12 protein-coding genes are annotated in these 11,580 nt (G+C 67.3%); 9 read left to right on the forward strand and 3 right to left on the reverse strand.

What is annotated here, in order from left to right; translation table 11 throughout:
* Nucleotides 1-166: 166 nt before the first annotated feature.
* Genes BHQ18_RS28450 through BHQ18_RS28460 form a run of 3 tightly spaced genes read right to left on the reverse strand, consistent with a single transcriptional unit; the run spans nucleotide 167 to nucleotide 3,352 of the window.
* Nucleotides 167-976 (reverse strand): enoyl-CoA hydratase/isomerase family protein, encoded by an 810-nt coding sequence (locus BHQ18_RS28450; RefSeq protein WP_069416984.1) that lies wholly within the window; start codon nucleotides 974-976, stop codon nucleotides 167-169.
* Nucleotide 977: 1 nt separating this feature from the next.
* Nucleotides 978-2,138, reverse strand: a complete 1,161-nt coding sequence (locus tag BHQ18_RS28455) for a thiolase C-terminal domain-containing protein (RefSeq protein ID WP_069416985.1) — start codon at nucleotides 2,136-2,138, stop codon at nucleotides 978-980.
* Nucleotides 2,135-3,352, reverse strand: a complete 1,218-nt coding sequence (locus BHQ18_RS28460) for a Zn-ribbon domain-containing OB-fold protein (protein ID WP_069416986.1) — start codon at nucleotides 3,350-3,352, stop codon at nucleotides 2,135-2,137. Before BHQ18_RS28460 ends, BHQ18_RS28455 begins: the two co-directional genes overlap by 4 nt.
* Before the next feature lie 107 nt (nucleotides 3,353-3,459).
* Here BHQ18_RS28460 and BHQ18_RS28465 point away from each other — a divergent pair, with 107 nt between their 5' ends.
* From BHQ18_RS28465 to BHQ18_RS28505, 9 genes are all read left to right on the forward strand, one after another.
* Nucleotides 3,460-4,305: an SDR family oxidoreductase gene (locus BHQ18_RS28465; protein ID WP_069416987.1), complete on the forward strand. Its 846-nt coding sequence runs from the start codon at nucleotides 3,460-3,462 to the stop codon at nucleotides 4,303-4,305.
* Nucleotides 4,306-4,312: 7 nt separating this feature from the next.
* Complete coding sequence (locus BHQ18_RS28470; protein ID WP_069416988.1) at nucleotides 4,313-5,461, forward strand: acyl-CoA dehydrogenase family protein; 1,149 nt, start codon at nucleotides 4,313-4,315, stop codon at nucleotides 5,459-5,461.
* Nucleotides 5,458-6,486 (forward strand): acyl-CoA dehydrogenase family protein, encoded by a 1,029-nt coding sequence (locus tag BHQ18_RS28475; RefSeq protein ID WP_069416989.1) that lies wholly within the window; start codon nucleotides 5,458-5,460, stop codon nucleotides 6,484-6,486. The genes BHQ18_RS28470 and BHQ18_RS28475 overlap by 4 nt, the downstream gene beginning before the upstream one ends.
* Nucleotides 6,487-6,574: 88 nt before the next feature.
* Nucleotides 6,575-7,354, forward strand: coding sequence for an SDR family oxidoreductase (locus BHQ18_RS28480; RefSeq protein WP_069416990.1), 780 nt, complete (start codon nucleotides 6,575-6,577; stop codon nucleotides 7,352-7,354).
* A 229-nt stretch (nucleotides 7,355-7,583) separates the two neighbouring features.
* On the forward strand, nucleotides 7,584-8,414 hold the full coding sequence (locus BHQ18_RS28485) for a mycofactocin-coupled SDR family oxidoreductase (RefSeq protein WP_069416991.1): 831 nt from the start codon (nucleotides 7,584-7,586) through the stop codon (nucleotides 8,412-8,414).
* 11 nt (nucleotides 8,415-8,425) lie between these two features.
* Nucleotides 8,426-9,223: an SDR family oxidoreductase gene (locus BHQ18_RS28490; RefSeq protein WP_069416992.1), complete on the forward strand. Its 798-nt coding sequence runs from the start codon at nucleotides 8,426-8,428 to the stop codon at nucleotides 9,221-9,223.
* A 15-nt stretch (nucleotides 9,224-9,238) separates the two neighbouring features.
* Nucleotides 9,239-10,420: a cytochrome P450 gene (locus tag BHQ18_RS28495; protein WP_069416993.1), complete on the forward strand. Its 1,182-nt coding sequence runs from the start codon at nucleotides 9,239-9,241 to the stop codon at nucleotides 10,418-10,420.
* Between the two features lie 14 nt (nucleotides 10,421-10,434).
* Nucleotides 10,435-11,034 carry a cysteine hydrolase family protein gene (locus BHQ18_RS28500; RefSeq protein ID WP_234794361.1) on the forward strand — a complete coding sequence of 200 codons (600 nt, stop codon included), beginning with the start codon at nucleotides 10,435-10,437 and terminating at the stop codon, nucleotides 11,032-11,034.
* A 30-nt stretch (nucleotides 11,035-11,064) separates the two neighbouring features.
* Entirely contained in the window at nucleotides 11,065-11,457 is a 393-nt protein-coding gene (locus tag BHQ18_RS28505; RefSeq protein WP_131815745.1) for a hypothetical protein, read from the forward strand.
* Nucleotides 11,458-11,580: the final 123 nt, after the last annotated feature.

The following is an 11,580-nucleotide window of genomic DNA, read 5'->3' on the forward strand; positions in this document are numbered from 1 at the left end:
ACGACTCTCATCCGAGAACTGACCGCCGACCCCACGCGCTACCACCAGCGCTGTGAATCCAACACCCGGACCTATCGCATCCGCGAGCCAAAACCGGCACCATAGGTGTCAGCGATGTCCCGAGACACCACAGCGCGCTCACCGCCACCAACTACGCCGAAATCGCTTACTTCTTGGATCGGGCGCGGAACGCCGCGACGCGCTCCTGGAACTCCGGTGTGGAGAACGAGGTGTACTCCTCGGCCAACGCGTACTCCAGCACGCCGAGCGCAGCCCGCGACAGGTGCATGTTCATCGCGACCTTGGTGGCGCGCAGCGCCTGCGGCGGCAGCGCCGCGAGCTTCTCCCCGATCGCGAGCGCATCGTCTAGCACGGCGTCGTCGGCCGCCACCTTGGTGACCAGGTTGAGCTTCTCGGCGTCCGCGGCGGTGATCCGATCACCGAGCAGCACATACTCTTTGGCCTTCATCAGCCCGATCAGCAGCGGCAGCATGGCCGCTCCCCCGTCGCCGGCGACCAGGCCCACCGCGACGTGCGGGTCGGCCAGGTAGCTGCTCTGCCCCATCACCAGGAAGTCGCTGAGCAGCGCGATCGAACAACCCAGGCCGACGGCCGGGCCGTTGACCGCCGACACCAGCGGCTTGGGGAAGTTGATCACCTCGAGGAAAACCGTTCGGGCCTCATGGATCTGGTACTGACGCGCCGCCGCGTCCTCGATCAGCCGACCGAACATCACCATGTCACCGCCCGCAGAGAACGCCTTGCCGACACCGGTCGTCACGACCGCGCGGACGTCGTCGTCGGCGGACAGCTTGCGCCAGATCGTGGCGAACGCGTGGTGCACCTCCTCGTTGACCGCGTTGAACGCCTCCGGTCGGTTGATGCTCACCACATGCACCGCGCCGCGCTTCTCGACGAGCAGCGACGGCGCGAACTCCTCGTAGCCGGGCAGGGTGGCGATCTCAGAAGTCGTCATGTCAGTCCTTGTCACTGGAGAGGATGGTCACTGCGGAGACGGCGGTCGGCCCGCCGATGTTGTGCGCCAACGCTACCCGGGCGCCGTCGACCTGGTTCTCGGCGTTGCCGCGAAGCTGGTTGAACAGTTCGTAGCACTGTGCGACGCCGGTGGCGCCCGGCGGATGGCCCTTGGCCTTGAGCCCGCCGCTGGGATTGATCGGGATCGACCCGCCGACATAGTTTTCGCGGCCCTCGACGAGCTTGTAGGCCTCGAAGCGGTCGGCGAACCCGAGGTCCTCGTAGCTGATCAACTCGACGCCGGTGAAGCAGTCGTGCACTTCGGCGACGTCGATGTCGCTGGGCGTCAGGCCTGCCATCTTCATCGCCGCCTTGGCCGCGCGCACCGTCGGCGGGAACGTCGTCATGTCCTGCTTGTGCTGGTGCATGACGCGGTCCATACCGATTCCGACGCCACGGACCCAGACCGGGTGGTCGGTGTAGCGGTCGACGACGTCTTCGGCGGCCAGGATCAGCGCCGCGGCACCGTCGCTCTGCGGTGTGCAGTCATAGAGTCCGAACGGTTCGACGACGATCGGCGCCGCCAGCGCCTGCTCCACCGTGATCTCGTAGCGCAGTTGGGCTTTCGGATTGTTGAGGGCATGGAAGTGGTTCTTCACCGCGACCATGGCCATGTGTTCCTTGGTGGCCGGCGACTCGTGCAGGTACCGCGTGACGTGCAGCGCGAAGTTCGCCGGCGCCACCAACCCCAGCGGGTAATCCCAGGCGTTGTCGCGCGTCATGGCCGCCCAGTCCCAGAAGGTGGTCGTCGACGACGTTTCGCGCACCTTGTCCGCGCCCATGATGAGTACCACGTCGTAGAGCCCCGACGCGATCGCCATCACTCCGTTGCGTACCGCATCATTTCCGGTCGCGCAGGCGTTTTCGACGCGCGTGACCGGAATGTCGGTGAGGTCCAGCGTGTCAGCCAGGATCCCGGACGGAAACCCGTCGGTGGTCGACAGTTCGCCGAACCACGCCGCCTCGATCTCGGACTTCTGGATTCCCTTGTCGACGTTACCGACGGCTTCGGCGTAGGCCATCGGAACCAGGTCTTTGACACCCAACTCGAAGTGTTCGGCGAACGGCGTCATCCCCGCCCCCACAACCGCCACTCTTCTCATGCCAGGACCCCTTCCGTCGTGCGGCCCGGCCAGAATGCATAGCCGTAATCCGGGATGCCCGATCGCATCGCAATCCGTCTGAGCACCACTTCACCTTCTTGGCCGACCGTGGTTTCACCCGCGGGCACTCCGGTCACCTTCAGCAGCACCCGGACCGGGCTGTCGTCGAGCTGCACGACGGCCAGCGAGTAAGGGCTGGGCAGGTCCGGCACCGGGATGCGCACGGTGGTGTGGGTGTACACGGTGCCGGTGCGCGGCAGCGGTTCAAGCCGGTACTCGTCGGCGAGCACGCCGGAGTCATCGACCCGCAACCGCGGCGGGAACTGCGGCGCCGAGTCGATCCCCGGCCGCTCCTCGAATACCGCGGCTTCCCAACGGATCTTCGGTTCGAAAGCGCGGCTGTAAGCCGGCATCGAGATCGGGATGCCGATGCCTTCGGCGGTCTTGAACGCGGGCAGGTCGCGCGGGGCCATCTCGTCGCGGGCCACCGTGACTTCCCCCGAACCGAGCTGTGCGACGCTGACCGTCGCCTGTTCGACGGCGATCACAAATCCTGTCAGCTTCTGCTCAACCGCCCGGGCGAACGCGCGGACTACCCCGGCCCCCGATGTCGTCGGCTCCTCCACCGCGGCGGAGGTATCTACGGCTTTGCCCAGCTGTGCGGCGGGCACGCCGGCCACCGCGGCCACCGGACCCTCCAGGTCGAGCGTGGCAAGCGTCGCGCGCACGCCGACCTCACGCTGCAGGCGCGGATCGGCGTAGGTGTGGCGCGACCCGTCGTCGCTGCGCGCCACCAAGGGAAGGCTGCGGCTCTGCCGGGCGTGGGCGTTGAGTTCCGCGCCGCGCTCGCCGGTGAGCACCGCGGCGGCACCGACGGCGGCGTCGTTGTCGTCGGCCGCGATGACCAGCGTGCCCGACGGTGCCGCGACGATCTGGTCCAGCACTGCCGGCGCACCGCCAAGCACCTCGGCCACCGGCGTCGTACCGGGCAGTCCGAGCGCGGCCAGCAGCACCGCGCCGTTGCCGCCTTCCACGAGCGGGAAGTTGCGCGACACCAGCACCACCGCGCGCGCCTGCGCCTGCCGGTCTGCGGCGCGTCCGGCGGCGACGGCCATGGTCAACGCGTCCTCGTCTGGCCCTTTCACCCTGCGCTTACCGCTGTTCCCGCTCGTCCAAGGCGGCAGGTAGGTGCCGATCGACACGACGTGGGTCATGGAACCTCGATTCCGACGGCGCCCCGGGGCGACTTCGCGTTCTTAATAAGCTATATAGTTATAGCATTCCGCGGCAGGAACCTGTCGGGGGTTCACAAGGAGGATCGGTGACCGCAACTCTGTCCGATCGAGTCGTCATCGTCACGGGCGCGAGTCGCGGCATCGGCCGCGAGATCGCGGTACGGGTGGCGGCCGACGGGGCGCGGGTCGGACTGCTCGCCAGAACCGAAGCCCCGAACCCGAAACTCGCAGGCACGCTCGCCGAGACCGCCGAGGCGGTGCGGGCAGCGGGCGGCCAGGCCTACGAGGCGGTCTGCGACGTCCGCGAGGCCGAATCGGTGGTCACCGCGGTGGCCGAGGTCGCCGACGCCTTCGGCGGCATCGACGTGGTGGTCAACAACGCGGGCGCGCTCGACCTGCGCCCGACGTCGATGTTGCCGCCCAAGAACTTTCGGCGGCTGCTGGCGGTCAACGTCGAAGGTCCGTTCGCGGTCGTGCAGGCCGCGCTGCCGCACCTGCGCCGCTCGGAGAACGCGCACATCGTCAACGTCTCCCCGCCGCTGAACCTCGAACCGGCGTGGGTCGGGGCGCACACCGGCCACACCGTCGGCAAGTACGCCGAGAGCCTGTTGACCGTGGGCTGGGCCGCGGAGTTCGCGTCCATCCCGATCGCGGTCAACTCCCTGTGGCCGGCCACCACCGTCGCCAGCACCGGGATGCTGGTGGCGATGGGTGAGGACGTCAAGGCGCAGGCCCGCGATCCACGGATCATGGCCGACGCGCTGCAGGCGCTGGTCACGCGCTCGACCGACTGCACCGGCAACTTCTTCACCGACGAGCAGGTGCTGCGCGACGAGGGCGTGACCGACCTCGCCGGATACCGGCTCGCCGCCACGGAGGATGATCTGGTCCCGAACTTCTACCTCGACTCCACCCCGCTGCCGACGATCTAGGACATCCGTGAGCCAATTCGACGCGCTGCGCGCCAACGAACCCGAACTCGCCGAGTTGCGGGCATCGGTGCGCGACTTCCTTGACAAAGACCGCGAAGAGTTCGGCTGGGAGCCCGATGTCGACTCCTGGCTGGGCCAGTGGGACGAGGCGTTCAGCGCCCGGCTCGGCGCCGCCGGCTTCGTGGGCATGATCGTGCCCAAGGAGTACGGCGGAGCGGGGTTGACCCATCTGCACCGGTACGTGGTCACCGAGGAACTGCTGGCGCAGGGCGCCCCGGTGGCGGCGCACTGGGTGGCCGACCGTCAGGTCGTCCCGGGTCTGCTGGCGTACGGCAACGAGGAGCAACGCCGGCGGCTGCTCCCCCGCATCGCGGCGGGTGAGTTCTTCTCCTCGATCGGGATGAGCGAGCACGGCGCCGGTTCCGATTTGGCGGCCGTGCAGTCCAAGGCGGTCAAGACCGACGGCGGATGGGTGCTCAACGGCACCAAGGTGTGGACCAGCGGCGCACACAAGGCGCACCAGGTGGTGGTGCTGGCCCGCACCAGCCCCGCCGACCCGCAGAAGCGCCACGCCGGTTTCAGCCAATTCCTGGTGCCGTGCGACGCCGAGGGTGTGCGGATCGAACCCATCCTGATGATGAACGGCGACCACCACTTCAACGAGGTCGCCTTCGAGGACGTGTTCATCCCGGACGACGACGTGCTCGGCGAGGTCGGTAACGGCTGGCACCAGGTGACCGCCGAACTGTCCTTCGAACGCAGCGGACCCGAGCGGATCCTGTCGACGGTGCCGCTGATCGTCGCGGCGATCCGGCTGCTGAGCAGCAGCCCCGACACCGACGACACCACCGCCGGGATCGTCGGCGACCTTCTGGGACGGCTGATTTCGCTGCGGCAGCTGTCGGTGTGGGTGGCCCGCACACTCAGCGACAACAACGACGCGGCGAACCAGGCCGCGCTGGTCAAGGATCTGGGCACCCGGTTCGAACAGGATTCGATCGAGGTGATCGCCGACGTGCTCGACCGGGTGTCCGCCACCCCGGAGCTGGCGGCGCTGACGGCCACCGCGATCCTGCACAAACCGATCTTCACGCTGCGCGGCGGCACCAACGAGGTGCTGCGCGGCGTCGTCGCACGAGGAATGGGGTTGCGATGAGCGCACTTTCAGGCGGAGTGTTCGCCACCGACGTTGCCGACGACTACGCCGACCTGCGCCAGCTCGTCGACGACATCGGGCGGCGGTCGTTCGAGGCGCGCATAGGCGTCCGCCGGATTCCCGATCAGTTCGACGAGAAGCTGTGGGGCAACCTCTCCGACACGGGTCTCACCCAACTGAGCAGCGACGCGGGACCGAACGAGCTGGCGGTGGTGCTCGCCGGCGTCGCGCGGTATGCGGGTGCGGTTCCGCTCGCCGAAACCGACACGCTGGCAAGTTGGCTCGCGCGCCAGGCGGGTGTCGAGGTGCCCGACGGCCCGTTGACGGTCGCGTTCGCCGACGACTCGGACGCGACCGGTGTCCCGTGGACGCGGGCCAGCGCCGCGGTGCTTCTGGTGGTGCAGGCTCAGGGCGAGACGCGCGTCGGTGTGGTCAAGCCCGCGGACATCGTCGACGGGCACAATGCCGCAGGCGAACCCCGCGACCGCGTGACCCTGGACCTCGCCTCCGCCGCGCTGACCGCCGTCGACCCGGGCGTCGTCGCCGAGCTGGTGATGCGCGGCGCCTGGTGCCGGACCGTGCAGATCGTCGGCGCACTGGACGCCGCTGCCGCGATGACGGTCAGCCACACCGCCGAGCGTGAACAGTTCGGCCGCTCGCTGAGCAAGTTCCAGTCGGTGCAGCACGCGCTGGCCGGGATGGCCGGTGAGATCGAACGTGCCCGCGCGGCCGCGTCGCTGGCGGTCGCCGCCGCGGCCGACCACGGATTCGATTCTCCGCAGACCGAATTCGCGGTCACCGCGGCCCGGGTGGCCGTGGGTCGCGCCGTCACACCGGTGACGACGATCGCCCACCAGTTGCATGGCGCGATCGGTGTGACGGCCGAGCACCCGCTGTGGTGGGTGACGTTGCGCGCGCAAGCGTGGGCCAACGAGTTCGGGACAACCGCGGGGTACGCGCGCCGGCTGGGCCGCATGGCGCTGGATTCCGCGAATCCGTGGGACCTGGTGATCGGCAACCTGTGAACCTTCTACGCCGAGTGTGAAATTACGGCGAAAATCCGCCCAGAAATTCGCCGTGGTTTCACGCTCGGCGACCTACGAAGGAGAACAAGTGACAATCGAGAAATTCAATGGCGCGTCGGCGATCGTCAGCGGCGGCGCGGGTGGACTCGGCGAGGCCACAGTGCGGCGCCTGCACGCCGAAGGTCTGGGTGTGGTGATCGCCGACCTGGCCGCCGACAAGGGCAAGGCACTCGCCGACGAGCTGGGTGAGCGCGCCGTGTTCGCCAGTACCGATGTGACGAGCGAGGACTCGATCAATGCGGCGATCGAACAGGCCAATGCGATCGGACGGTTGCGGTATGCGGTCGTCGCGCACGGCGGGTTCGGCGTCGCGCAGCGCATCGTCCAGCGCGACGGCAGCCCCGCCGATTTCGCAGGTTTCACCAAAACCATCGACCTCTACCTCAACGGCACCTACAACGTGGCCCGCCTGGTCGCCGCGTCCGTCGCGGCCGCCGACCCGCAGGACAATGGAGAGCGCGGGGCGCTGGTGCTGACGGCGTCGATCGCCGGATACGAGGGGCAGATCGGCCAGACCGCCTATGCCGCAGCCAAAGCCGGCGTGATCGGGCTGACCATCGCCGCGGCCCGTGATCTCAGTTCGGCCGGTATCCGGGTCAACACCATTGCGCCGGGCACGATGAAGACCCCGATCATGGAGTCGGTCGGCGAGGAGGCGATCGCCAAGTTCGCCGCGAACGTCCCGTTCCCCAAGCGCCTGGGCACCCCCGACGAGTTCGCCGATGCGGCGGTCTTCCTGCTGTCCAACGGCTACGTCAACGGCGAGGTCATGCGCTTGGACGGCGCACAACGCTTCACCCCGAAGTAACAGGCTGCCGAGTGTGAATCCGCGGCGGGAAACTGACGCTTGGAATCGGTCGTGGTTTCACACTCGGCGAGCACCGCGGGTGCTTGCCACGAGCTTCTGACCGCAGCGCGCTCCGCATCGATCGAAATTGCTAAATAGTTGTATGATTCACGTCGTTCGCGGTAGCATCCAGTGATCCACGCCACGTACTGCGGCGTGCCCGCGCAACATGTCGATGAGGAGAGTTTCCGTGGGATCACTTGACGGCCGAGTCGTTTTCATCACCGGCGCGGCGCGCGGGCAGGGTCGCTCGCATGCCGTCACCTGCGCCGAGGAAGGCGCCAACATCGTCGGCGTGGACATCTGCCACGACCTCGAGATCGTGCCCTACAAGCTGGGCACGATGGACGATCTCGAGGAGACCGCGCGACTGGTCGAGAAGACCGGCCAGCAGATGCTGATCCAACAGGCCGACGTGCGCGACAAACCCGCGTTGCAGTCCGCCTTCGACGCAGGCGTCGCGGAGTTCGGCCACATCGACACCGTGATCGCCAACGCCGGTGTCGTGCTGACCAACGCCGACGAGCGTGACGCGTCCGAAGCACTGCGAGTTGGTCTGGACATCATGCAGATCGGCGTCTGGAACGCCTTCCAGATCGCGATCCCCCACCTGAAGGAACGGGGTGAGGGCGGCAACCTGGTTGCCACCAGTTCGATGGTCGCGCTCTTGGACCTGACCGACGGCCGCGGTGGCAGTGACGCCTATCTGATGGCCAAGGTCGCTGTCGTCGGTTTGGTCCGCGCATACGCGGCAATGCTGGCGGCTGACCGTATTCGTGTGAATGCCGTGGCTCCGACCAACTGCGCAACGCCGATGATCACCGACAACCCCGCCCTGTTCAAGGTGATCGAGGACAATCCGCGGATGGTCAACGCCGTGCAGACGGCGCTGCCGGACCTGCCGATGGTCGAGCCACGCGACGTCAGCAACGCGATCCTGTTCCTGATATCGGAACAAGGCCGTTCATTCACCGGCAGCCTGCTCAAGGTCGATGCCGGCATGGACGTCCGTCGGGGTTAGGCAGAGCCCAGGTGGACTACGGCATCCGGGGCAGATCGGCGCTGGTCGTCGGCGGCAGCAAGGGCATCGGGTTCGAGGTCGCCAAGATGCTCGCCGCCGAGGGTTGCCGGGTCGCGGTGATGGCGCGAACCGAAACCGACGTCGACGCTGCCGTCGAGGAGATCCGGACGGGCGGCGGTGCGGCGGTGGGCGTATGCGCGGACGTCACCCAACCCGAGCAGGTGGACGCCGCCGTAGCCCGGATACAGAACGAGCACGGCGCGCCGCTGATCGTGGTCGGCCAAGCGATCTATCAACGGCCGGGCGACTTCGCCGACATCGACGACCTCGACATCTACCGCGAATCGTTCGAGGCCTACACGATCAGCCACATCCTGCTTCTGAAAGCTGTTCTGCCGGCGATGCAGGAAGCCGGGTGGGGCAGGTTCGTGCACATCGGTTCCGCGACCGCCAAGGAACCCGCCGGATACATCCACCACGTCGTCGCCAATGCCACCCGCCCGTCCACCGTCGGCCTGCTGAAGACGGTGTCCGACGAGTACGCCCGCTACGGGATCACGGTGAACACCGTCGCTCCCGGGTGGATCGAGACCCAGAACGCCATCGCGTACATCGAGCGAAACATCGGCGTCGCCACCGAGGAACACCGGCGCAAGTTCATGCTGGGGGAAGCCCGGGTGCCTGCCGCCCGGATGGGAAAGCCGCACGAGATCGCGTCGTTGATCACGTATCTGTGTTCAGAGGCCGCGGGCTACATCACCGGGGCGTGGATCGAAGTCGACGGTGGACTGCACCGGTCAGCGTTCTAGAAACAAGGGAGAGTCATGAGCACCGACCAGAAGGACCGGGTCATCGACGGTGTGCCGCAGCTCAAATGGGCCGAGCTGCCGATGACCGCCGACCGCGGGGTCGGCTGGAAGACCGTGCGCGACGCCGGTCCCGTCGTGTACATGGACGGCTATTACTACATCACCCGCCGCGACGACGTCCTCACCGCGCTGCGTGATCCACAGCTGTTCTCGTCGAAGAAGGCGTTCGACGAGCTCGGCAGCCCACTGCCGCTGGTTCCGATCGCGTTCGACCCGCCCGAGCACACCCGGTTCCGCAAGATCCTGCAGCCGTTCTTCAGCCCGCACACGCTCAAGGAGATGCTGCCGTCGCTGCAACGGCAGGCGATCGCGATCGTCGAGGCGGCCGCCGCCAAGAGCGAACTTGATGTGATGGCCGACATCGCGATCCCCTACCCCTCCCAGGTTTTTCTGACACTGTTCGGTCTGCCGCTCGAGGACCGCGACCGGCTCATCGCCTGGAAAGACAATGTCATCGCGCTCTCGGAGCTGCCGTCGATGGAGGGCGCCGACCTCACTCCCGCACTCGAACTGGTCACCTACGTCTCGGAGGCGATCAACGAGCGCCGCGCGAATCCGGGCGATGACCTGCTGTCGAAAGTGCTCACCGGCGATGATCCGCTCGACGATGCCGAGGCCATCGGGTTGAGCTTCCTGTTCGTGCTCGCCGGACTGGACACCGTCACCTCGTCGATGGCCTTCGCTCTGCTCGAACTGGCCCGCAATCCTGAACTCCGGCACCGGCTTCGCGACAACCCCGACGACATCCGGGTGTTCGTCGAGGAGATCGTCCGGTTGGAGCCGCCGGCCCCGATAGTCCCGCGGGTGACCACCGACGACGTCACCATCAGCGGCGTGACGCTCCCCGCCGGCACCAAGGTGCGGTTGTGCATCGCCGCGATCAACCGTGACGACCACGACGCGATTTCCGCCAATCACGTCGTGATGGACGGAAAAGTTCACGCGCACTGGGGCTTCGGCGGCGGCCCGCACCGCTGCCTGGGATCACATCTGGCGCGCATGGAGCTGAGCCTGATCGTCGAGGAGTGGCTCAACCGGATGCCCGACTTCGAAGTCGCCCCGGGTTGCACCGCCGAACTCGCTTTTCCGGCCAACACATTCGCGCTCGGATCGCTCGTGCTGCGTCGCACATCGTGAGGACTCTCGACGGCGTGGCGGTCCTGTGCGTCGAGTGTCAGAACGGCGTTCTCGGACCCGAGTCCGTGCTGCCGCAGCTGGCCACCGACAGCTCCGAACTGGTCGGGAATCTGCGCCGCCTGCTGGATGCCGCCCGCACCGCCGGCGTCCGGGTGGTGCATGCCACCTACGAGGGCGCACTGGGTGGTGGCCACCCCGGCACCGCGCGGATCTGGCGCGCGCTCGGCCCGCTGACCGCCGAGTGGGCACCGCAGAAGCCGGAAACGCAGGTCCTCGATGAGCTTTTCGACGCATCGGATCTGGTGCTGGCACGCCACCACGGCCTGTTCCCCACCTTGGACTCCGAACTGCTGCCCGTACTGCGGGGCCTGGGCATCCGGACAGTGGTGCTCACCGGGGTCTCACTGAATCTGGCGCTGCCGACCACAGCGGGTCACCTCACCCAGGCCGGCTTCGACCTCGTCGTGCCGCGGGACGCCGTCGGCGGGACGCCGTCGAGCTACGCCGAGCAGGTCCTGGACAATACGATCGCGGTACTCGGCAGGCTGACCACGGTCGACGACCTCGTCTCCGAATGGGGCGAAACCCGTTCTGCCTCAGGCTCGAAGGACTAGGATCTGATGATGTTTGCGCGTAGCTCACTGTTGGCGGCCGTCGTGGTGGCCGGCTCCCTGACCGCCGGTGTCCCCACGGCTTCGGCTCAGCCGCCGCCGCCGACGTCGGAAGGTTGTCAGCCCGCGCTGTCGGCGCCGGAACTCGTGATGCTGGCCAACGGCGCCAAGGCGGTGCGAGCACGCCTGACCATGGCGACCTGCTCTCCAGATTCCCAGCCGACCGAAGTCGTCGTGTGCCTGGAGGCCGCGAACGGTCGCAGCGAATGCGAAAAACTCCCCGGCTGGAACAACGTTCACGTGATCATGGCCGCCACCCCGCCGGGCGGCGCGTTCACCGCCACCGGCCAGGTGTGCTGGTTCGACACGCTGAAGACATTCAACACCGGCTGTCGAGCCGCCGACCCGATCACCGTCACCTTCTAGGAGTCTGCTGAATTAATACGGTGTGCCGGGTCGGTTTGTTCTGGGTTTTTGGGGATGATTGATCGGTGCAGGGTCGCTCTGATGATCAGCGTGAATTGTTGGATGCCGAATCGGTTGCCGGGC

Origin of the sequence: Mycolicibacterium flavescens (genome assembly GCF_001722335.1) — a bacterium.
Lineage (GTDB): Bacteria > Actinomycetota > Actinomycetes > Mycobacteriales > Mycobacteriaceae > Mycobacterium > Mycobacterium flavescens.

Coding starts and splice junctions, on each gene's coding strand:
- BHQ18_RS28450 (WP_069416984.1), bottom strand. CDS start 976: ATGACGACTTCTGAGATCGCCACCCTGCCCGGCTACGAGGAGTTCGCG.
- BHQ18_RS28455 (WP_069416985.1), bottom strand. CDS start 2,138: ATGAGAAGAGTGGCGGTTGTGGGGGCGGGGATGACGCCGTTCGCCGAA.
- BHQ18_RS28460 (WP_069416986.1), bottom strand. CDS start 3,352: ATGACCCACGTCGTGTCGATCGGCACCTACCTGCCGCCTTGGACGAGC.
- BHQ18_RS28475 (WP_069416989.1), top strand. CDS start 5,458: ATGAGCGCACTTTCAGGCGGAGTGTTCGCCACCGACGTTGCCGACGAC.
- BHQ18_RS28495 (WP_069416993.1), top strand. CDS start 9,239: ATGAGCACCGACCAGAAGGACCGGGTCATCGACGGTGTGCCGCAGCTC.